The organism is Peribacillus sp. NPDC097284 (assembly GCF_044761765.1).
Taxonomy (GTDB): domain Bacteria; phylum Bacillota; class Bacilli; order Bacillales; family DSM-1321; genus Peribacillus.
The window spans coordinates 256,076-277,797 of record NZ_JBIWCZ010000002.1 but is presented as its reverse complement, the minus strand read 5'-3'; the positions used below and the strand labels follow the sequence as shown (position 1 = coordinate 277,797).

General features: G+C 40.7%; 26 protein-coding genes. 5 read left to right on the top strand and 21 right to left on the bottom strand.

Annotation, left to right across the window (positions count from 1 at the left end; translation table 11 throughout):
• Positions 1-108: 108 nt before the first annotated feature.
• From ACIQXU_RS07155 to ACIQXU_RS07125, 7 genes are all read right to left on the bottom strand, one after another.
• A complete protein-coding gene (locus ACIQXU_RS07155; protein ID WP_402956196.1) occupies positions 109-2,268 on the bottom strand; it encodes a penicillin-binding protein in 2,160 nt (719 codons plus the stop codon).
• On the bottom strand, positions 2,268-2,624 hold the full coding sequence (ftsL, locus tag ACIQXU_RS07150; RefSeq protein ID WP_402868166.1) for a cell division protein FtsL: 357 nt from the start codon (positions 2,622-2,624) through the stop codon (positions 2,268-2,270). Before ftsL ends, ACIQXU_RS07155 begins: the two co-directional genes overlap by 1 nt.
• A 32-nt stretch (positions 2,625-2,656) precedes the next feature.
• Complete coding sequence (rsmH, locus tag ACIQXU_RS07145; protein ID WP_402956194.1) at positions 2,657-3,589, bottom strand: 16S rRNA (cytosine(1402)-N(4))-methyltransferase RsmH; 933 nt, start codon at positions 3,587-3,589, stop codon at positions 2,657-2,659.
• A 50-nt stretch (positions 3,590-3,639) separates the two neighbouring features.
• Positions 3,640-4,071 (bottom strand): division/cell wall cluster transcriptional repressor MraZ, encoded by a 432-nt coding sequence (mraZ, locus tag ACIQXU_RS07140; RefSeq protein WP_402868162.1) that lies wholly within the window; start codon positions 4,069-4,071, stop codon positions 3,640-3,642.
• Between the two features lie 277 nt (positions 4,072-4,348).
• Positions 4,349-5,977 carry a bacillithiol biosynthesis cysteine-adding enzyme BshC gene (gene bshC / locus ACIQXU_RS07135; RefSeq protein ID WP_402956192.1) on the bottom strand — a complete coding sequence of 543 codons (1,629 nt, stop codon included), beginning with the start codon at positions 5,975-5,977 and terminating at the stop codon, positions 4,349-4,351.
• Between the two features lie 109 nt (positions 5,978-6,086).
• Positions 6,087-6,479, bottom strand: coding sequence for a DUF3397 domain-containing protein (locus ACIQXU_RS07130; RefSeq protein WP_402868159.1), 393 nt, complete (start codon positions 6,477-6,479; stop codon positions 6,087-6,089).
• Positions 6,480-6,483: 4 nt separating this feature from the next.
• Positions 6,484-7,365, bottom strand: coding sequence for a 2-dehydropantoate 2-reductase (locus ACIQXU_RS07125; RefSeq protein ID WP_402956190.1), 882 nt, complete (start codon positions 7,363-7,365; stop codon positions 6,484-6,486).
• 453 nt (positions 7,366-7,818) lie between these two features.
• Between ACIQXU_RS07125 and ACIQXU_RS07120 the strand changes: the two genes are divergently transcribed.
• The gene (locus ACIQXU_RS07120; protein WP_402868156.1) at positions 7,819-8,304 is read left to right on the top strand and encodes an N-acetyltransferase; all 486 of its coding nucleotides are present in this window, start codon (positions 7,819-7,821) and stop codon (positions 8,302-8,304) included.
• Between the two features lie 37 nt (positions 8,305-8,341).
• Here ACIQXU_RS07120 and ACIQXU_RS07115 read toward each other — a convergent pair whose 3' ends face one another.
• From ACIQXU_RS07115 to ACIQXU_RS07100, 4 genes are all read right to left on the bottom strand, one after another.
• A complete protein-coding gene (locus ACIQXU_RS07115; RefSeq protein WP_402868155.1) occupies positions 8,342-8,974 on the bottom strand; it encodes an RsfA family transcriptional regulator in 633 nt (210 codons plus the stop codon).
• A gap of 79 nt (positions 8,975-9,053) precedes the next feature.
• The gene (locus tag ACIQXU_RS07110) at positions 9,054-9,812 is read right to left on the bottom strand and encodes an enoyl-CoA hydratase/isomerase family protein (protein ID WP_402956188.1); all 759 of its coding nucleotides are present in this window, start codon (positions 9,810-9,812) and stop codon (positions 9,054-9,056) included.
• 140 nt (positions 9,813-9,952) lie between these two features.
• Positions 9,953-10,126, bottom strand: a complete 174-nt coding sequence (rpmF, locus tag ACIQXU_RS07105; protein ID WP_402868151.1) for a 50S ribosomal protein L32 — start codon at positions 10,124-10,126, stop codon at positions 9,953-9,955.
• A 65-nt stretch (positions 10,127-10,191) separates the two neighbouring features.
• Complete coding sequence (locus ACIQXU_RS07100; RefSeq protein ID WP_402868149.1) at positions 10,192-10,713, bottom strand: YceD family protein; 522 nt, start codon at positions 10,711-10,713, stop codon at positions 10,192-10,194.
• Positions 10,714-10,930: 217 nt separating this feature from the next.
• Here ACIQXU_RS07100 and ACIQXU_RS07095 point away from each other — a divergent pair, with 217 nt between their 5' ends.
• Positions 10,931-12,154: a nucleotidyltransferase gene (locus tag ACIQXU_RS07095; protein WP_402956186.1), complete on the top strand. Its 1,224-nt coding sequence runs from the start codon at positions 10,931-10,933 to the stop codon at positions 12,152-12,154.
• A gap of 63 nt (positions 12,155-12,217) precedes the next feature.
• On the opposite strand, the gene ACIQXU_RS07090 is transcribed toward ACIQXU_RS07095, so the two are convergent.
• Both ACIQXU_RS07090 and ACIQXU_RS07085 read right to left on the bottom strand, forming a co-directional pair.
• On the bottom strand, positions 12,218-13,243 hold the full coding sequence (locus ACIQXU_RS07090) for a SepM family pheromone-processing serine protease (RefSeq protein WP_402868146.1): 1,026 nt from the start codon (positions 13,241-13,243) through the stop codon (positions 12,218-12,220).
• Entirely contained in the window at positions 13,233-14,030 is a 798-nt protein-coding gene (locus tag ACIQXU_RS07085) for a patatin-like phospholipase family protein (RefSeq protein ID WP_402956184.1), read from the bottom strand. Before ACIQXU_RS07085 ends, ACIQXU_RS07090 begins: the two co-directional genes overlap by 11 nt.
• A gap of 243 nt (positions 14,031-14,273) precedes the next feature.
• On the opposite strand from ACIQXU_RS07085, the gene ylbJ reads away from it, so the two are divergent.
• Complete coding sequence (ylbJ, locus tag ACIQXU_RS07080) at positions 14,274-15,503, top strand: sporulation integral membrane protein YlbJ (protein WP_402956182.1); 1,230 nt, start codon at positions 14,274-14,276, stop codon at positions 15,501-15,503.
• 39 nt (positions 15,504-15,542) lie between these two features.
• Here ylbJ and coaD read toward each other — a convergent pair whose 3' ends face one another.
• Together coaD and rsmD are read right to left on the bottom strand one after the other, a co-directional pair.
• On the bottom strand, positions 15,543-16,034 hold the full coding sequence (gene coaD / locus ACIQXU_RS07075) for a pantetheine-phosphate adenylyltransferase (RefSeq protein WP_402868140.1): 492 nt from the start codon (positions 16,032-16,034) through the stop codon (positions 15,543-15,545).
• Positions 16,035-16,046: 12 nt separating this feature from the next.
• Positions 16,047-16,610: a 16S rRNA (guanine(966)-N(2))-methyltransferase RsmD gene (gene rsmD, locus ACIQXU_RS07070; RefSeq protein WP_402868565.1), complete on the bottom strand. Its 564-nt coding sequence runs from the start codon at positions 16,608-16,610 to the stop codon at positions 16,047-16,049.
• Positions 16,611-17,077: 467 nt separating this feature from the next.
• Here rsmD and ACIQXU_RS07065 point away from each other — a divergent pair, with 467 nt between their 5' ends.
• The gene (locus tag ACIQXU_RS07065) at positions 17,078-17,467 is read left to right on the top strand and encodes a DUF7147 family protein (RefSeq protein ID WP_402868138.1); all 390 of its coding nucleotides are present in this window, start codon (positions 17,078-17,080) and stop codon (positions 17,465-17,467) included.
• A 40-nt stretch (positions 17,468-17,507) separates the two neighbouring features.
• Here the strand turns inward: ACIQXU_RS07065 and ACIQXU_RS07060 are convergent, their stop codons facing one another.
• From ACIQXU_RS07060 to ACIQXU_RS07040, 5 genes are all read right to left on the bottom strand, one after another.
• Positions 17,508-17,783: a YlbG family protein gene (locus ACIQXU_RS07060; protein WP_402868136.1), complete on the bottom strand. Its 276-nt coding sequence runs from the start codon at positions 17,781-17,783 to the stop codon at positions 17,508-17,510.
• 249 nt (positions 17,784-18,032) lie between these two features.
• Complete coding sequence (locus ACIQXU_RS07055; RefSeq protein WP_402868134.1) at positions 18,033-18,482, bottom strand: YlbF/YmcA family competence regulator; 450 nt, start codon at positions 18,480-18,482, stop codon at positions 18,033-18,035.
• A gap of 60 nt (positions 18,483-18,542) precedes the next feature.
• A complete protein-coding gene (locus ACIQXU_RS07050) occupies positions 18,543-18,962 on the bottom strand; it encodes a hypothetical protein (RefSeq protein WP_402987771.1) in 420 nt (139 codons plus the stop codon).
• A 60-nt stretch (positions 18,963-19,022) separates the two neighbouring features.
• Positions 19,023-19,265, bottom strand: coding sequence for a YlbE-like family protein (locus tag ACIQXU_RS07045; protein WP_402868130.1), 243 nt, complete (start codon positions 19,263-19,265; stop codon positions 19,023-19,025).
• A 24-nt stretch (positions 19,266-19,289) separates the two neighbouring features.
• Positions 19,290-19,724 carry a YlbD family protein gene (locus ACIQXU_RS07040; RefSeq protein WP_402868128.1) on the bottom strand — a complete coding sequence of 145 codons (435 nt, stop codon included), beginning with the start codon at positions 19,722-19,724 and terminating at the stop codon, positions 19,290-19,292.
• Between the two features lie 126 nt (positions 19,725-19,850).
• Between ACIQXU_RS07040 and ACIQXU_RS07035 the strand changes: the two genes are divergently transcribed.
• Positions 19,851-20,351: a PaaI family thioesterase gene (locus ACIQXU_RS07035; RefSeq protein ID WP_402987768.1), complete on the top strand. Its 501-nt coding sequence runs from the start codon at positions 19,851-19,853 to the stop codon at positions 20,349-20,351.
• A 23-nt stretch (positions 20,352-20,374) separates the two neighbouring features.
• Here the strand turns inward: ACIQXU_RS07035 and ACIQXU_RS07030 are convergent, their stop codons facing one another.
• Entirely contained in the window at positions 20,375-21,415 is a 1,041-nt protein-coding gene (locus tag ACIQXU_RS07030) for a CAP domain-containing protein (RefSeq protein ID WP_402956176.1), read from the bottom strand.
• Positions 21,416-21,722 lie beyond the last annotated feature (307 nt).

Below are 21,722 nucleotides of genomic sequence, written 5' to 3'. Positions count from 1 at the left end.
CCATTTCATACATGCTCAATATATATGCTTGTCTACTTGGTGGTAGAATAAAAACATGCAAGAAAAAGAGTGACCCATATGAGCCACTCTTTTTCTTGCATGCTTATTTTACTCTACAGTCGTCTCTTTTGTTGGCGAATCCTTCGGTGGCTTTTCCGGCTGCCTTAATTCGACTTTGAAAGAGTCTCCTTCTTTAACCTTTGTGCCACCTTTAGGACTCTGTTTACCCACATATCCTGTGCCTGACGTATTCAGATTAAGCTTGGCAATGCTAGCTACCTTCATAACATCACGCAGTGACCAACCAGCCATGTCCGGAACCTTCATTGCCCCTTCAGAACGGAGAATAATTTTTTCCCCTTGAAGAAGGGAACTACCCGATTTAGGGGATTGGTCGAGAACTTTCCGTCCCGTTCCGATTACTTCCACTTCATATCCTAACTCCTCGAGTTCTTTAACGGACGAATTAATAGGTTGATCCGTATAGTCTTCAATCTTGTTAGTTTCCTGCTTTTTCAAATCGGATGGCTTTATGTTTAAATACATGAGGCTGTTTTGCATGACCGGGTTAAATATTTCAGAAAGAGGATCAGCTCCTACATAGGAAACACCTAATTTCGGTTGTTTGACAGCCACATATACGACAAGTTGCGGGTCATCGGCTGGAGCCATTCCCAAGAAGGAAAAGAAATAGTTGTCCTTACCTTCAAGATATCGACCAGTCGGCCCAGGAATCTGCGCAGTCCCCGTTTTTCCGGCTACGTCATACCCATCGATCGCGTACTTCTTGCCCGTTCCTTTTTTTGCCGAGACGACCGTTTCTAAATATTCACGAACTTGTTTTGCCGTCTCTGCCGAAATCGGTTCCCCCGCCACTTTCGGTTTGGTCGTTTTCAACACTTTTCCGGTATCTTGATTGGAAATACTTTTAATGACATAGGGTTGCATCATCTTTCCGTCATTAGCTACCGCTGAAGCCGCTTGTATCTGTTGGATTGGTGTGACCGTTGTCCCTTGCCCAAACGCGGTAGTGACTTTTTCCATTTTATACTTATATTGAATCTTGCCTGTAATCTCATTCGGCAGATCTATTCCCGTCTTTTTATCAAAGCCAAACTTCGTCAAATAGTCGCGGAATGTATCCGCACCTATTTTATCCATGGCTAAGGTTGCAAAAGCGACATTGGAAGACCGTTGAACCCCTTCAAGAAAGGACATGGTCTTGCCTGGCTCGATCCCGCTATGGTCGCCTATGGAACCTGTTGCAGCCTTGTATCTACCTGTTGTAAAACTATCGTTGGGATTAAAGACCCCTTCTTCTACAGCCGCTGCTAGAGTAAATGTTTTAAAGGTGGATCCGGGTTCATAGGTTTCTTCAATGGCCAGGTTGCGCCAAGTATCCGTAAGCCCTTCCTTCGTCGTCGGATGGAATGTCGGCCTTTGGCCCATCGCCAATATTTCGCCTGTTTTAGGATTGGAAACGATGGCGATGATTTGTTCCGGTTTATATTTCCCCTGGACTTTATTCATGGAATCTTCCAGGAATGTTTGTATTTTCTTATCGATTGTGAGCGAAACATTATTCCCATTATGGGGAGCTGATACCTTTTCCTCCGCCCCTGGCAAGATCAATCCCCAAAAGTCACTTTCATAGGTCAGCTTTCCATCCGTTTCCTGCAATTCTTTATTAAGGTACTTTTCGATACCGAATTTCCCTGTCATCTCTTCTGTTTCTTCATCCTTTTCTACATATCCAATCAAATGAGAAGCAAAGACCCCATTTGGATAGAAGCGTTTGTTCGTTCTTCCAAACGTGATTCCTGGCAACTCTAATTTTTCGATTTTCTGTTTGGTGTCCTGCGTCAAGTCTTTTCCAGCACTCCCAAACTCCACTTGATACGCCCCTTTTTTTGATAGGCGTTCATAAATGGCCTGTTCATCCATATCTATATATTTAGCAAGCTTACTCGCGGTCATTTCTGGGTCTTTCACCCGTTCGCTTTCTTTTTCGCTCAAGATGGCACGTAAGATATAGGAGGAAGTATCCACAGCGATGACGTCTCCCTTAGTATCTAGAATACTGCCACGTTTCGCTTCAATAACCTGCTCTTTCTCATATTTCTTATCGATTTTTGAAGCAAGTACCTCTCCCCCGGCTGTACCCGTCACACCAATATATAAAAAGCGGCAGATTAATACAAAGAAGAGCAGGCTGAATACGAAGAATAATCCAGCTGCTCCAAGCTTCATATTTTTTTGTTTCTGCATCAGTTCTGCACAACCTTCACGTTATTATCATCCAATCCAAGGCCTAATTTGGCAGCGATTGCCCAAATGCGCTCATATCTACTAAGTTCGTCGACCTGCACCATTAAATCATCATTCAATTTACCTTGTTCTTCAATGGTCGCTTCAACCTGTTGGATTTCTTTATTCGTTTCATAAATGGCAGCTTGATTGGAAACTATCTTCACACACGCAAAGGTAATCATGATAGCAATGGCGCATAGTAATAACACTTCACCAATCGATATTTTCGCTTTACGGATGACAACAGTTTGCTGGGATTGTTGCTGTTGATCTTCATATTGCTTTTCTTGTATTTTTTTTGCTATGGCACTCATTCATGCTCCCCCTTACTGTTTTTTTCTGTAGTTTACTGTTTTTCGGCAATCCTTAATTTCGCCGAGCGTGATCGGTTATTACCTTCCAGCTCTTCTTCCGAAGGTAAAATCGGTTTTCTTGTAATTAATTTCAGAGTCGGTTTGAATTCATCAGGGATGATCGGTAGGCCATGCGGAAGATCTGGTAGGGCGCTGGCTTTTTTAAATACCGTCTTACATATCCGATCTTCCAATGAATGGAAAGTGATGACAGATATTCTTCCCTCGGGATTCAACATGGATATCGCTTGTTCAAGGGAATCCTCAAATACGCCCAATTCATCATTTACAGCGATTCTGATTGCCTGGAATACTCGTTTCGCAGGGTGTCCACCTTTACGTCGGGCCGGGGCAGGAATTCCTTCTTTAATTAATTCCACTAACTCAAATGTCGTTTCAATCGGTTTTATTTCACGGGCCGCTTCTATTTTCCGGGCAATTTGCTTGGAGAATTTCTCTTCCCCATACTGGAAGAAAATCCTGAGCAAGTCATGGTAAGACCATGAATTCACCACATCATAAGCTGAAGTCGCCGCACTTTGATCCATCCTCATATCCAGTGGAGCATCGTGATTGTAGCTGAATCCACGTTCAGGTGTATCTAGTTGTGGAGAGGACACACCTAAATCATAAAGGATCCCATCTACCTTATTGACTCCACGAGCATTCAACTCTTCTTGAAGATATTTAAAATTATTAGGAACAAGTACGACACGGTCCCCATAGCTTTCTAATTTAGCTTTAGCATTCTGAATCGCCGTTTCATCCTGATCAAAAGCATACAATCTGCCTTTGTCAGAGAGCTGTGACAGCAAGTATTCGCTGTGACCTGCTCCTCCTAAAGTACAATCTACATAAATTCCATCAGGTTTGATGTTCAAGCCATCAACCGTCTCTTTTAATAACACTGTTGTATGTTGAAACATGTTAGACATCCTTCCAATCGGTAATTGAGTCACTCTATTCGAGGGCAGCCTTAAATTTCAAAGCCAATCATATTTTCTGCTATCTCAGCGAAAGAATCCTCTGAAGCTGAAAAATAGTTTTCCCAAAGGGATTTGCTCCAAATCTCAATTCGATTGGTAACACCAAGAATTACACATTCTTTTTCCAATTGGCCATATGAAGTAAGCGGCGTGGGAATATTAATTCGCCCTTGCTTATCAATTTCGCATTCTGTTGCAGCGGAAAAGAAAAAACGGGTAAAGGCACGAGCGTCTTTTTTGGTTATGGGCAGGGCTTTCAGCTTCTCTTCCAATAGCTTCCACTCATTCATAGGATAACCAAATAGGCATTGATCGAGTCCGCGGGTAAGCACAAATTGTTCCCCTAGGTTGTCCCTGAATTTCACCGGGACAATCAGACGGCCTTTTATATCGATGTTATGATGGTACTCTCCCATGAACATACCCACTACCCCCACATTCTAATCTCAATGTACCACATTCCCCCACCTTTCTCCACTTGTTTTTACTTTCGCCTTTATTGTAAAAATCCCCTTCTTTTACATAGAAGTTTATTTAGCCAATATTCTTATCGAAAACCTCTCTTCTTCTCGAATGGGCACAAACTAAGAGAGTGTTCCTCTTTTCCTGTCGAAAGTTTTCGGAAAACAAAAAGAAGACAGGCGAATCACCTGTCTTTAATCTTCTTTATATCCTCCACTTTTCTCCACCGCGGAGACCTTACAAGTAAATCAGTTTATGCTGGTTATTAAACTGATAGTCCAGTTTCATGATTTCCTTTATAAAATCGGGTCCATATTGATTCAAGTAATAAAAAACATTCCAGGTTCTCTCTTGGGGAGATTCCAAAGGATACAGCGAATTGGCGATACGTTCGTATTTTTTCAAGACGAACGAGTGACGTTCTTTCGTCCGTTCCCCAATCTTACCGTTCATGAATGCTAGTTGTTTCTGGATGAATTCAATATTTTTATTTAGAATCGGTTCAAGCCCCTTATCCAATGAAACAGCATGCATCGATAACTTTTGATGGTTCTCTTCAAGTTGGGATTTCATCGTCTGGAATAAGTGATCGACCGTTTCATCTTTCACAGAATCGAGATAACGCTGTACGGTTCTTCCCGTCCCTTCGGTTAGCACTGTCTTCAACGTTATTTCCGTTTCATCCAAGTCCGTCTGGATACCCCGCTCAACGATAGTTATATTCAATCTTGGGATGATGGGTGGCATCTTCATAGCAAATAGTTCAAATGCTCGTTTCAATTCTGCCCAATAGGCAATTTCACCCGGTCCAGAAATGAAGGCTAGAACGGGAAAGAGCATTTCCTGCATGAGTGGGCGCGTAACAACATTATTACTTAATTGCTCTGGATGGGTTTTCGCCATTTGCAAGAGTTCCTGCTCCGAGAAAGAGAGCTCACCATTTCTGGCAGTGAACTTGCCCTCCGACCGTTTAAGTAAGCAGCGATCTTTTTTGGCAGTATCGTAATAAAACAGATTGGCTGGCTGTTCTCCCATTTCAATCATTTTGGAATAACCTTGTTCTTGCATGAAGGTTTGTTGCTTTCCAACCTCTTCTGCAATCTTTTCGCTTTTTCCTATCAACGACTCAAAAAAGCCTGTTTCTAAATTTCTAAGGGCTGGATCTCCTGCGTCAACAAGCAAGAGGCCATATTCTTGGAACCATTCGTGAATCAAACGAGCAAAAAAGTCGACGAATGTATTCGATTGCTTAACGGTTTCCTTCATATCCATAAGGAGTTTATTCGTAAAGGCGGTTTCGCCATATGTTTCAATGATTTCTTCGAACCATTGCTCCATCTTTTTTTCATCGATTTCTATATCTGTGATCATGGTCTTGAAAGGCTGATAAGAAGGATAAGATTTTTTATCCGGTTTACCATTTTTCATGACATACACATGGTTGACCTCAGCTAGGTCATGATCTTCACCAGCTATCCAAAACACAGGAATGACCGGTTTTCCCAGTGACTTCCTTTGTTCTAGTGCAAGCTTGATGATTGAAATCACTTTATGTATCGTATAAAGGGGACCAGACAACAAGCCCGCCTGCTGTCCTCCAACGACAACGACCGAATCATCACGTCGTAATTCTTCAATGTTTTTATTAACAGCCTCACTGCTTGAAAAACGAGACATATATGTCTGTATGTAATTGGATAATGCTTCTCGTGAAAAAGTCCTGTTCATCAGCTCTTGATATCTATTGCGATAGATGTCCGGGTTGGACAAGTCATAGTGAAAATAATCTTCCGTTTCAAGCTCGCCCTGTAAATAGTCCGATGCGAAACGGTTTAATGATGGTAACGCGAGATCTTTCATCTCCATGTATGTTCTCCCTTTCTCTGCAACTACAATTCTTTTTAGAGTATAACATTCTGTTTTAAGAAAACAAAAAATGTTGCCCAGGAGCAGAAAATTGATGCTTTGCCATTCATTATGCAGTAAAGATTCTAGTAATTCTCGTAATAAATCCTATAGAAAATAAAAGAAGGTACGCGCAAAAAAAGAATGCGAAGTTCACTCTCCAAAATCCTTTCAATACTTTTTGAAAAATGATTTCTCCTTTAACTTGATAATGGACAAGAACAACAACGAATGCATTGGCTATCATGATGAGCATGATCACCCAAAAAATATGTATGTCCCAAATTGTCACGATTAAATAATGGACCGATAATACAAAAAACAAAGTACTCATATCCATGGCAAATTGAACGGAACGCTTATGGTTCCTTGTAAATTGCTTGGCACTAATAAAAAATATGACATAACCTATAAATGGAAGTGTAATGAAAATCGCGGCAAGACTTGAAACAAAGTTTGGCATACCCTCATCCCCCTTGGAACTCTTTTCCTTTGATCATTGCATAAAGAGAAGACGTTAAACATGCCTTTTTCTCTTTTCGTATTGCCTCCGAAATGATATAACCTAAGATTGCGTCGATTTCCGTTTTTCTTCCAAGTTCAATATCTTTCAGCATGGAAGATCTATTTTCTGAGGTCTTCGAACACACGGATTTTACGTGGTTAAAAGATTCCTCTGCATCTGGTAATTCCAGTACAGACGATATTTCAGCAAATAGTTCCTGGAATAATCGGTAATAATACGGATTACTGATCAAACGCCCATTTTCCACTTCCAATAACGCGGTCAGAGGGTTGATTACAGCGTTAACGATTAACTTGTCCATTAGCATGGCATGGTAGTCCTCACACTTACGGAATGGAAAGTAGTCGTTGTTCGCATCCAGAAATGGAAGTACATTCAAGTCCCCCCTGAAAGACGCAACTCTGGTTATACCAAACCCGGTATGTTCCACTGTATTCGGGTCGAGCTTCAACGCCCCATGTTCCACCACACCAACACAAACGGTCGCTGACTTCAACTCCTTTAAATAAGAAATGTGCCCATAGCCGTTCTGCAAAAACAACAAAGGTACATCCATCCCCTCGATCACTGGCAGGACTTGCGGTATATGATACTGTTTAACCGCGACTAGGATTATCTCTTCTCCCCTTATTCCACTTTCGATTGCGTTGGATGTTATATTTCTTTTCCTGGTCACTCCATTCACGATGCAACGGAGACCCTCACTATTAATACATGATGCCTGTTCCTCTGTACGTGTATAAATCGTTACACTGTGCCTCTCACTTAAATAAGAGGCGAATAACAATCCAACGGAGCCGCCTCCAATTACGCCGATTTTCATATTACCCTTCCTAACTTTTCTCATATACTGACTATTTTAACACATTTTCTTTTTTCACTACCTTGCTTTTTCCATATCAAGGGGGACCAACAAAATGCTACAAACAAATCGTTATCACCATTTCCGTCTTTCAACAGCTAATTGCACAAAAACACAAAAACATAGAGAAGTATAAATACGCCAGCCATGGGTATAACTCCTTCTTCACGAGCTAAATTAATGGTATATTATATATGAAAAGTCGTGGATTCCTTAAAGTTTTTAAACACAAACGAATGATACCCTATCTTTATTCTTTGATGATCGATATAAAGAAAAGGAAAGGGATAATGATCAAACGGCTTGTTAGACTCGATTTAGTGAGGAAAGGTTTTAATGGTGACTGTAGTTAGGGTTACTTGTTGATTTAAAAGCATGACGGGAGTAGTTTATCAGAATGAGGGGGAGTTTTATATGGAATACAAGGTGGAACGGTTACTTGTGAATTTTAAGACGCTTGAGGAGTTCAAGAAGTTCAAGGAATATGGGATGCAAGAATTATCCATGCTCGATGATTTAGAGGGGAATATCATTGAGAACGACAGTCAATCGCCTTTCTACGGCATCTTTTATGGTGACATGTTGGTTGCTAGAATGAGCCTATACAAAAAAGATGCTAAATTCGACCGATATTTTGATAAAACAAAAGACTTTCTTGTCCTCTGGAAGCTCGAAGTTCTTCCCAACTACCAAAACAAAGGGTACGGCAAAGCTTTAGTCGACTTCGCCAAAAGCTTTAATATGCCAATCAAAACGAATTCCAGGGTACACTCCCAAGCGTTCTGGGAAAAGATGGGCTTCTCTCCCGCATCCTATGAAATGGATCGTGACTACGGAGAAAATCCTTTGATTTGGACCCCCATTGAAAAACAAGATGAAATCATAGATACACAAGAATAAATGAAAAATGCGGGCGGATTTTTTCCACCCGCATTTTTCATTTATTTACCCTTTCCAAGTTACCGTTCTTATCCATTTGAAAACTCACCTTTGGATTTAACTTTTCATCTTCTAGGACACTGAGTTTTCTAGCCCGCTCCATAATTTGCATGAGAGCCCGATAATCTTCTTCCACTACTCTTAAATTATCCCGTAATAACTCATTCTCTTCCCGCAGCCTTTCATTTTCCTGTTCAAGATTATAAGAATGCCGGGCATTCCTTTCCATTTCTTCCCTATCAATTTTAAAGGTTTCATCCACCTTCGTTAAATATGAAATAACGTCTTGGAGAGGAGTAGATGGCGATGATGGCAATTCCCTTTTCCACTCAGCTGCTACCTCTTGTTCGTTCGGGACTTCTTCATTCTCAACAGCTTCCCCTTCGAAACCATTATCCCGCATGGCCTGTTCTTTTCTCTGCTTTTTAGCCAACTCAATTCCTGACTTATATTGCTTTCTGACAAAAGAATTCCAACGAAAACCGCAGGCTGCAGACGTTCTTGTTAACTGTTTCCCCACCTCTTCAAATGCCTTCAGTTGCGTACTGCCTTCCCTAATATGCCTTAGCACCACTTCAGCCAACAATAAATCCTCGTCCTGTGTCCATGCATCTTGTCTCGCAATCGTCATCTCTCTACCTCCAAGCAAGTTTTACTTCATGATATGCACTTGATAGGAAAGATAGACGGAATATAGAAGCGATAAAGATTTATTTTTTTTTATTAAAAAAACGGCTGACCGCGTCATGATGGGCTTCCGTTGCCCATAGTTTGGAACATTCACGGATTTCCGCATCCATTCTTTCTTTCAGGCCTCCATCTTCCCATTTCTTAACCAGTATTCTTTTATAAGCCATTAAAACCCCGGGTTCATGGCGTAGGAAATGTTGGGGAAATCTTTCCCAGTCTTCCATATCAATTATCTCGTCTATGAAACCAAATTCCTTTGCATCCTCGGAGCTATGTACTTTAGCATCAAGCAGTAACTTCATCGCTTTTTGTTCCGGAAGTTTTTCAAACAAGAGTGACGCTGCCCCCCAGCCTGTTGTTATCCCTAGCGTTCCCTGAACAAACCCTAACTTTATCCCCTTTTTCGCCAATCTGAAATCACAAGCCGTGGCAATTTCACACCCGCCTCCGACAGCGCTTCCGTTGAGTAGGGCAATTGTAGGTTTCGGAAAGATCGCCAGTTCATACAGTACTTTCCCCATCCTCGATAGCATGGCAAAAGCCTCTTCCTCTGTATAAAGATTTTGAAATTCACTTAAATCGCCCCCCGAGCAGAAAGCCTGTGAGCCCTCTCCCGTCAAGAGTAATACTTTGACATCCTTATCACTAGCCGCTTGTGATAAAGCTATTCCTAGTTCATCCATCAACTGAAAATTAACCGCATTTCTTTTCTCAGGTCTATTAAATGAAATCTTCAAGTATCCTTTTGCATTCTTTTCAACGATTAATGTGTTATACACGTGAACACCTTCTCCATGTCTCTATTTATTCTAAATATTCAATTAAATTAATTTGTAAAAAAAGCGCAGAGATTTATCTCTGCGCTTTGATTAGCGTGTTGCATAATCAAGAAAGCAATGCTTTCGAGTAGGTCAAGAAATTATTTTGCGACAACTTCTTTTCCTTTATATGTTCCACATTCTTTACACACGTGATGTGAAAGAGTCATTCCACCACAGCTCGGGCATTCTACCATACCAGGTACTTGAAGCTTGAAGTGCGTACGACGTTTTCTTTTTGCAGTTTTCGACGTTCTTCTAAAAGGTACAGCCATTATTCCCACCTCCTTAAAAAATATAAAAAAGCTGGAAAAATCGGATTAGCGATTTTTCGTTCCAATTAAGATTCTTTATTGTTGTCAAAAAAGTCGGCAAGCTTTGCAAATCTAGGATCAACCTTATGTTTAGTTTCTTCTTCAGAAATAACAGCCCAGTCTTTCCCGGATTGAGGAGCAGCTTCATTAGGATCGACATCCTCACAAAAAACCTGCATCGGAATTTCTAGCAATAAATTTTCTTTAATTACCGGTATAAGATCTACAACATCGCCTTCCACCACAGTAACGTCTTCTCCGTAGAAATGATCGCCATCTGCTTTTAAAAGAAAGGTTTCCTTTGTATCAATATCAATCGGATATTTCACGTCTACCAGTGTACGGGAACAAGGTAATGTTAATTCACCTGTAAGATGTAAGTGAAAAGTAATCTCGGTCGAGTTGATATCAGCTCTTCCTGTTACTCTAATTGGAGAAACGTCGCGTATTTGCTTGTCTCTTTCCTTAATGTCTAAGACATCCACCAATTCATCTAACTGCAAATTTTTGTCCCGAATTTTTTGAAGTTGACTAATTGTCCATTTCATATGAAATCACCTCAAGGCAACAAAAATAATTATAGCTTTCAATTATAAGTTTGTCAATATTTTTTCTTTACACTATAATGTAGTCATCCTAACTGATTTGCCAAGTTTAAAATCATTTCAAACAAAAAATCAGGACGAAACATTCTAGTTCTCTTACTTGAAATACTATTTTAGCACTAAGTTGGAAAAATACAAAGTTTTTCTCTGAGGTGATTGAATGAAATCTTGCGGTTTAGTAGTCGAATATAATCCATTTCATAATGGCCATGCACTCCATGCCAGAGAAAGCAGACAAAAGACAGAGTCGGATATAGTAGTTGCTGTGATGAGCGGACCGTTTTTACAGCGAGGTGAACCGGCGCTTGTCAGTAAGTGGTCACGAACGGAAATGGCCCTACTGGGTGGCATTGACCTTGTCATTGAACTTCCCTATTCCTTTGCTGTCCAAAAAGCGGAACTATTCGCGAAAGGTTCCATATCCCTTCTCGAATATTTGGGCTGTGACTCCTTCTGTTTCGGCAGTGAAGATGGCCGAATCGAACCCTTCATCGAGGCCCATGGCATTCTATCTGAAAATGCCGAAACATATAACGAAACTCTTAAATCTTTGATGGAAAAGGGAAACAGTTACCCTGCAAGTGCATCAAAGGCATTCCAAGCGATAAGCAAGAACACGGAGATGTTGGATTTAACAAAGCCAAATAATATCCTTGGTAAAGAGTATGTTAGTACGGCCCTATCCAATGGATTCTCGATTGAACCCTATACGATACAACGGGTGGCCGCTGGCTACCATGATGTCCAGCTATCTTCAAGCCCCATCGCGAGCGCAACAGGGATCCGCAAGGCGCTACTAGAACAAAAACAGGAATTAGAGGCAGTGGGGACTTATATCCCCCCTTCAACCTTGCATGGGCTTCAACATTACCTAGCCACCTATCATGCTTTACATGAATGGAATATGTATTGGCCTTTATTGAAGTATCGGATTCTCGCATCCTCCCTGACAGAGTTGGCCGACATCTATGAAATAGAGGAAGGAATCGAGTATCGGATGAAGGAAATGGCAAAGGAAGCTATGAACTTTCATGACTTCATAACCGCCATGAAAACAAAACGCTATACCTGGACCCGAATTCAACGGATGTGTGTCCATATTTTGACCCATACGTTAAAAGAAGATATGATTCATGCCGAGCAACCTTCTTATATCAGGTTGCTTGGGATGAATCGTAGGGGGCAAGCTCACCTTCGAAAAGTAAAAAAAGAGTTGCCGGTCCCGCTCATATCCAGGCTTTCAGCCTATCAAGATCATCATATCGATACGGACATGCGAGCTGCACAGGTATATGCAATGGGGCTACGCGAACCTTATCAAACGGCGCTAATGAAGAGGGAGTTTGAAGCTCCAATCATAAAAACCAATTCGTTGGACACATGAAAGGCAGATCCTCTCCCTATCACACAAAAAAGCGCAAAACAGTTAGACTGCTTGCGCTTTTTTTCATTTTTTCGTTTCCTTGATCTTGGATAAATACTCTAATGCGTCATCAAAACTATCCACGGGGATGATTTTCATTTTCGTTTTAATGTCCTTCGCTGCTATCATCGCCTCTTCATAGTTCGACCCTGACGCGCCATTTTCATTAGGGGCAAAAAAGATTTCGGCTCCGGAATTATCAGCTGCGACAATCTTCTGCTGGATTCCGCCGATTGGACCAACCGTCCCATCATCCGTTATGGTTCCTGTCCCCGCTATATCGTAGCCTTTTGTAATATCCCCCTCTGTTAATTGGTTGTAAATTTCAAGGGAGAACATCAATCCAGCTGAGGGCCCACCAATTTGATCCGTATCGATCGTAACGGTCGGCTTCGTGATAACCTTACGATAATCATCAAGGGAGATGCCTATTCCTACCCTACTGGAATCATCCTTAAATGTTTTTAAAGGAATCGTGACCTTTTTCTCTTCACCTTCCCTTTTAAACACCAAATCAATCTCGTCTCCAGCTTTCTTACCATTGATATAGTCCATGAACTCTTGGGCTGACTTGAATCTCACACGATCGACTTGTATAATCTGATCTCCCGCCTTCAATTCCTTCGCTGCCGGCATTTCTTCGAGTACATCCAGAACATATACACCTAAGTATTGATAATCTACCTCTTTGCCCGCTTTATCATAAGCAATCTTAATTGCGTTATTTTTAGACCCGTCCATTAAATGCAACTGCCTGACATTATATTCTTCGTCTGTTTCATCTTGACTACGAATCGAGGTCTCCGGATAAATTTCCTGGTACTTACTCCACTTAGCTAATAAATAGGAGTAAATATTCGCCTTCCCCATCCTTACGGTAGTCAACATGAAGCTCCCTTGCTCTTCGTCCGCACCCGATACTTGAATAATCGGCTCCAATTCTTTAGCCATTCCTGGTTTCGTCACATAATATGGGAGAGAATATAGCGCCGAGGCTATAAGGAGTATAGCGGCCACCAGGATAGTGCGTACAAACATTTTACGATTCATCTACATAAGACTCCTTCCAAGCACTGATACTTTGCTTAATCTGATCTACCTTATCCCTAGCAGCATCTTCTCCAATACTAATTATTTCCTGTATATTTGTAAATGCCTTTGAACTGTATTTTTCCACTCTTGGTCGGATCATGACATCCGAGGCAACTACTCTACTTTCGACCAATTCCATTTGCAAGATGTCGAGACTCTGCATGATAACGTCATATATCGAATTTATTTCTACGTCCTGTTTCACATGTGCAACATCCACAGCAATGATAATATCCGCTCCCATTTCCTTTACGACCGAAACCGGGACCCTATCAATTACCCCTCCATCGACAAGGAGTCGATCTCCAATTTTCTCAGGAACGAAAATTCCCGGGACCGAGATACTGGCTCTTACCGCAGGGGCTAGCGGTCCTTCACGAAATACGACCTTTTCCCCCGTCCTGATATCCGTGGCAACAACAGCCACCGGTATATCCAAATCTTCAAGATTCTTGCCGTATGTGAAAACCCGGATTAAATCCTTCGTTCGTTTACCTGAAATAAAGCCCATTTTTGGTATCGTAAAATCCAAGTAATATTTACGTTTAAATGCTCGCGAAAGTGTATAAAGCCTCTCAATATCTGAACCCGCGCCATAAAAGGTAGCCACCATCGCTCCCATGCTGCTTCCGGCGATCATATCTATTGGAATGCCTTCTTTTTGCAACACCTTAATTACCCCAATATGTGCAAAACCTCTCGCTCCCCCCGACCCGAGTGCTAACCCGATCTTTGGATGCGGCATAAAAATCTCCCCTCACTATAAAAGTTCAATTCTTTTCAAAATCGTACTCATACAAAGTTATGGTCTTAAACAGTTTTATAGAAGCATATTGTTTATATTGACAGTAAAACAAGCCAAACAACAGAAGATTCAGATAACTTACCGAAGCATATAGCCTTTCACTGTATCTATTATCTACATTTTATCATGTTTTACCAGTAGACCCTACGCTATTCGTAACCCTTTTAGGAGGAGGCTCAGAACTTGCTTAAATCAAAATCTAAAACAATAGTATTAGCCATCACGGTTACCATGATGGCAGTTGGCTTAGTCATCTTCCCCCAGGAATCCTTTGACGCTTCTAAAGGTGGATTAAATATGTGGTGGAAAATTGTTTTTCCCTCCCTCCTTCCTTTCTTGATTTTTTCGGAGTTATTAATTAGCTTTGGCGTAGTCAAGTTCATCGGTGTGATACTCGAACCTTTCATGCGACCCTTATTCCGCGTACCCGGTGTTGGAGGGTTTGTATGGGCTATGGGGCTTGCATCAGGTTTTCCGGCAGGAGCCAAATTCACGGTAAGGCTCCGTCAAGAGAAACAAGTCAGCCAAATTGAAGCGGAAAGACTCGTTTGCTTCACTAATTCATCCAACCCTCTGTTCCTATTCGTTGCAGTTGCCGTAGGATTTTTCCACAATCCCCACTTGGGCATCATCCTGGCACTTGCCCATTATTTAGGCAATCTGTGTGTAGGGATTTTGATGCGCTTTTATCGGAGAAAAGAGGAAAAGGGGAAATTCCAGCCCAAAAGCACAGCTAAACTGCCTTCCATCAGACAAGCCTTTAGTCAAATGCACCGCACACGCTTAAAAGAAACCCGGCCGTTTGGAACGTTGCTTGGTGATGCCGTTCTATCCTCCATTCAAACGCTCCTTATGATAGGTGGATTCATCATCCTATTTTCTGTTGTCAATCGACTTTTATTTCATATGAATATAACCAGCCTGCTTGCGACAGGAATCGGAGGGATATTGCATCTCATGAAATTTCCCGATTCTTTAAGCCTTCCATTCATCTCAGGCATGTTTGAAATGACTCTTGGATCTAAATTAACCAGCAAGATAGAAAATGCGAGCCTCCTGCAACAGACAATCATGACTAGTTTCATCCTTGCTTTCAATGGATTTAGCATTCAAGCCCAAGTGGCCAGTATCATCGCAACGACCGATATTCGTTTTATGCCATTTTTCCTGGCCAGAATTGCACATGGCTTCTTTGCCGCCATTTTTACCGTTATACTCTGGGAACCCTTCTATAGAGGCACTGATTACAATGGAAATGTAATTAATGATTTCCCGGTCAATGGATTTACAGGAGAACGTGCACATTCTCTTTACCAATACATGTTGGATTTTGGTCCGCTTCTCACACTCGCTTTTCTCATGATTTACATCATCTTATTCGCTAAACGTCTCATCAGCGACTTTCATAAATAAAAAAGAGCACAGTCCACAAAGCGGGCCATGCTCTCTTTCCTATGCTTTTTGTTCTTCGTACTTTTGTGTCAAAGCTTTCTGAACAACAGGCGGTACTAATTCTGTTATATCCCCACCATATTTCGCGACCTCTTTTACGATACTGGAACTTAAGAATGAATATTGATTTTTCGTCATGATGAAAAATGACTCAATATTGTTGTTCAAAAATCTATTCATCGAGGTTCCTTGCATCTCATATTCAAAATCTGAAGTCGCCCTCAAGCCCCTGATAATTGCATTGGCGGAAACGCTTTCAGCATAATCGACCGTCAATCCCTGGTAGGAATCCACCTTAACATTCGGCATATGAGCCGTTGCTTCAGTGATTAACTTCAATCTCTCTTCTACAGTAAACAGTGAATGTTTTGCTGAATTGTTCACAACAACTACATAGACCTCATCAAATACGTTAGCTCCCCTTTGAATGATATCAAGATGGCCAAAAGTAATCGGATCAAAACTTCCCGGACAAATCGCTATTTTCGACATTCATCGTTCCCCCTATTCGTGTACGTTCCCCCACTGATAAATCGTTACCGCAATACTCCCATATACTTCTTTTCTCTTGATTGTAAAGTCGCCAATTTGTTCTGGCAACGAAACATCATCGCCATGCTCACAAACAATATACCCCATATCGCTGAGCAAGCGGTTTTTATGTATCTCTTCCAATAAATCCACGAGCTTTTGCTTTTTATAAGGTGGATCAAGAAAAATCAAATCAAAGATCATTTCTCTTTTCACCAACGCCTTTAAAGCACGTTCTGAATCATTTTTATAAACCTCAGCACAGTCCGTGAATTTACATAATTCCAAGTTCGCCTTGACAGTTTGGTTAGCTTTAAAATCGCGGTCTACAAAGATAGCTCGATCCATCCCCCTGCTCAAGGACTCGATTCCCAATCCACCACTGCCGGCAAACAAGTCTAAAACAATCCCGCCCTCAAAATAAGGACCAATCATGTTAAAAATGGATTCCTTGACTTTATCCGTAGTCGGCCGGGTTCCTGTACCCGGTACAGCCTTAAGTGGTCTTCCTTTGCAACTTCCGGAAACGACCCTCATCATTCTCACCACATTTTATGACAAATTTCTGTTACTTTCCTATCCTAACATATTAGAAATTACTAGCCAATAACAAAAGCCAAATACACCCGTTTAAGCGAGAACAATTTAAATACATTCCCCCTTTAAATAAAAAGGGCATATCCTCCTCATTAAAATCTCTAATAGTTTGAATAGATAAGCTGATTTTGGTCATAATGAAAATAACAACATGACTTATTAAGTGTTGTTGCCAACCGCGGAGAAGGCTTACGTTTCCCCATAAGTCTTCCTCCGGTTTCTCCTCTCCCTTTGCCTTCTGGTCCTTAATTAGACATAGAAGGACCCTGCATGAAAGTGCAGGGTTTTTTTTATGAAACTGCCGTTATCATGGGCTTTTAGAACCGATTCAGCTTTAAGTTGGCTCTTCTCTTTTACGGGATAAAATGATAAAGTAATGAAAGATAAGTTAGTGAGGAGAGGTTTAATTGATTCAACGTTTTATAGAACTTGGACAAGGTTATTCAGATATATATGAACTGATCGAGGTAGGGCGCAATCAGCAACACCGTGTAGCTAGGATGCTGGCCATGCATACTACGCTTGATGATAAAAAGGTAACTTCATTGGTTATCGTCATGCAACCAACAGATCCGGGAAAATTCCAACCTCTATATATTTGCCGTGAGGGGATCCCAAACCCTCATTTTACCGCCAATAAACGATATCAACTATTTGAAGATCTGGCTAAAGAACTAGACAGACCAATTATAGAAATAGATGTGAAGTCTTCAAAACTTTTCGCCGAAATAGAATTGTACTATCAGCACTTGATAGGTATTTTGCGTATGAATAGATACCTACCGCCATTGGGCTGAAGAGATGAAAAAAAGTGCTGACTCCTCGAGTCAGCACTTTTTAGATACCCATTTTATAATCGTATTCCTTAGCCTTATCCGGTTTAGAATTTTCGAATTCCATTTTAAGGAAAGGTTTATAAGAAAGATCAACCTTTTTGACAAAGGAGTAATTATTCAGCTTTTCAACCAATGGTTCAACTTCATCCATGTTCGTATAAAGGACGACATATTTCAGCTTCTTTGAAACGTAATGGATATTTCCAAACTTCCTAAGCATTTTGGCTTGTTTTAATGTATGTAAATAGACGATAATTCCTTGTCTTGCTCCAAGCATATCAATAACTCCCTTTTATAAAGGCTTTAACTAATTTTAGCATAGCAGAATCCTTTCTTTCAACCAAGAAAAATGATTATAAACAAAATTCTCTTACTATTATGAATCATTTCGGGGTCATGAGTAAAAGGGGATAAAAACCATTGAGTGACTAAGAAGTAATGATTGTCCAGACTGTATCTTGCTCGTGAGTGAAATGAACATTTGCCGAAAAAAAAAGCCTGGTGAAATGTCCAGGCTTTCATCATCTTATGCAGAACAACCACAGCTTCCACCTGTTCCGCAACTTCCTGACGAGCAGCCGCCTGAAGATACGAAAAATGGATTTCCTGCAGGTGTTTTCACTTGTTCCGAAACAGCATGGCCGATTAAGCCACTAATTTCATCTAGGATACTCTGCAATTCCGTTTCTGCCATCTTGAACTCAGCAATGGTAGGGTGCATATCCATATCCCGTTTTGCCTCTCGGGTCTCCATATTGATGCGCTTATAGTCCGGATGATACTTACCGAACCTTTGTACATCTTCAAAAAGATCCTTTAGAGAAGTAAACTTGGAGATTTTTGTTTGCGCCTCTTTATCGCTTTGTAATTTATATAAACTAAGAAGATAATTTTCCCCTATATCAGAATGAAGGATCGTTTCTGCTAATCCGTCTGCATGTTGTAAAATATCAACAATTTCCATAGTAGCAAGCATAAATAAGCTCACCTCCACCATCATTTTACCATTTATTCTTTTCATATGCCATTGCTATGATTACATAGTGGACGTGATATGTACTTCGATCTCTTTATTCAGACCCGTTTTTTGACCCGAGTCATTCAATATCTCCAGCCTGATCTTATGCGCGCCATGTGGAATATCTTTTAGGATAAAGGCTGCCGTATGCTTATTGATTCTCTTTTTATCATCTAAAAGGACAGAAACAGTGGCCAACTGTTTTGAAGTATCTCCTGAAAAACTATAGTCGTTCAGGTAACATTCCACATATACAGAGTTTCCTTTGACAAAAGTCTTCACTTGAAAATCCTCATCCATCGTTTGGGCGCTTTGTACAGTGGTGGCAGCCTTAAGGTCAGAAACACTAGCAGCCGAGACATTTTTGGGTTCAGGGATTTTCTTTCCACAACCTGTTGCTGCCATCAGCACTGTTAGAACTATAATCATTCTCTTCATGACATCGTCCCCCTTTTGTCAATATTATTTGCCAAAAGGAGTAATTTACTCTTTTTTTCTTCATTCGCTTGGTACATTCATCGCTTGGAACATATGGAGCATCATCGAAGCAACCTGAACACTATCGGAGAATTTAGAGATTCGATGGGGAATTGATTTTTCAAAAAAGTACTTTGCTTCTGTTTCAAATTTATCCAACTCATGGGGATTACGCATTAACCTTTTATACCAAGCAGGCTGAATCCTTAAATACTTTTTCATATCCTCATTAGTCTGGATGAAGTCATACACATTTTGACGCATGGAATCCTTCCTCCCTCCCGCTACTTAATCCTTGTTAAATAAAAATGGATTACTTCTCTGCTCAGGTGCTTTTGGCGGAGGAGTGGAGTCCCCGCCCGATTTATTTCCCTGGAAAGCCGATAGCACACCTTGAATGGCTCCAATTGCTTGGTTGGCACTTGAAATATATTGTTGTATTTGTCCGATATCCATGTTTTTAACGGCACTCATAACCGTACCCAGTAACTCAGAGCTCTGCTCTCCCTTTTCTGTGGCGGTTACCACCGGTTCAGTCTTTCCTACAGAAGCTTGCACACTGTCCTCAGCCTGCCAGCGTGGATGATCTTCACCGAGTAGGTACCATTCTTCAAAAAGCTCCTGCCATGTTGCTTGCTTATTTCTCACTTCATTCACTAAATATGGATGCACCTTGACAAACTCCCTAAATCCATCAATGGAGGGGCGTTTTTTTTTTGCCATTACTCTTCACCTCACACTAAGACATCGCCTATTTTACGATATGCCTCTATGTATGAAAAAGTGCATGGATCTTATTCATTCATCCGGCTACATATAGTATAATATTGGAAAAAAGGATGTTTTTTTATGAGTATAGAAGCACTTGTCGAGGATTTCAAGAACTTGGCAATCACGGCCGATGAAGCAGATCTACGCGTATTATCAGGAATCATCTCCAGCCTGAAGGAGAAAAGAAAAAATGAAAAATACTCCTATATCTCCAATCTCCTTAAGCTTAACAAACAGGTTAGCCACGACGGCACATCTCTTTCGATGGTGATGCCTATCACCCCTTTATCCCATAATGAATTGAACATCACTCACGGAGGAATCATCGCCACACTAATTGACTCAGCAATGGGCACTCTTGCCGGCTCGACAGTCCCAAAGGGTTATGCTACTTTGACAACGGACATTCAGGTACGATATGTAAAACCTGCTATCGGTGAACAGTTGACTTGTACGTGTAACATTATGCATACAGGCAATAAAACCATCATTCTTGAAGGAAAGGTTTATCGAGATGACGGATTACTTTGTGCCGTTTCCACTGGTAGTTTTTTCATCGTGAATATGAAAGGACAATAAAACGGATCCCAGAAGGATCCGTTTTATTTCTTCGCAATAAAGTTCTGTGTGTAATACTTTTTATAAACCCCTACACCTAAATCGGTAAACTCTTCACTCAACATCGTTTCCCGATGACCCTCGCTATTCAGCCAGCCTTCCATAACAGCCGCTGCGTCCACATAATTTGCTGCAATATTTTCGCCTGCCGCACTATACTGGATATTCCCCGCTTTTAATCGGTCAGCTAAATCCCCTTTGGTTTCAGAGACTTGTGTTTCTTCCTGAGTGCCTTTCATCTCTTGGCTATTAAGGTAAGCAATCTTTGCAATTGAATCATTCCAATTTAATGGCTTCAAATCAAACCTACTACGCATGATATTCGCAATATCAAATATTTGCCGTTCATTCCCTACTCTCACATTAGTCCATTCCTCTTCGGAAAGATCCTTAACAGGCACTAGCGAACCATGATAGGTCAGCTCATATGGCTGCTGTTTTAAAAGAGTGGAATCATCCAAAAACCGGACACTCGAAACGGTTCCAGAAAACTTATCTAAATACAACTGAACATGAATATCCCCAAGTTCTATCAATGGTCTCATATTCATATCCTCTTCAGACAATTCGAAACGGTAGACGCTATCGCCAGCCTCTATATCAACCGTTGGTTCTATATATAAGCTAGAATAGATAGCATCAATGGATTGGCCGATTTTAAAAGGGGAAATATTCACATTGTCCCCGATTCCGTATGCAGAAACGACTTTCCCATTTTCCATGGCCAATTGAAAATAGTCATTATAATCTTTATTATATATCCACCAATCATATCCATATGCGGACATATCAATTCGATCCGGTTCACCGAATTCCTTTTTGACCTCTTTTATATTCTTCCCAATTGTAATCGCTAATCCTTCTTTAGCCATTACTTCATCTTTCTCCATATGCGGATTCTTTTCATTTATCGTATCGTTAGGATTAACATCTTTGTTTCCATCTATGAGAGGATTCAGCTTTTCCTCCAGACCGATATTCGTATAAATGCCGATTATGAAAAAAACAATACTTAACAGCAACACCTTTCCGAACCTGCGCAGAGGACACACCCTCTCTCTATGCTTATGTATCTAATACTAGCTTTCTTTCCTGATTATAACATTGTTCCATCATAATTTTCTATTTAACGATAGATTACATCATTTTTTAATTTTGCAAAAATGGAACTTTTGTGAATCATAAAAATACAATGTCGAGTTCATTGCAACTTCCATCATTTCATACTATTATAAAATATAGGATAAAATGGTATATTATAAATATGCTTGGGGAATTTTCGTTACTTTCACTACATAATATTTTCCTTGTATGTCATTTTAATTCCCAAAT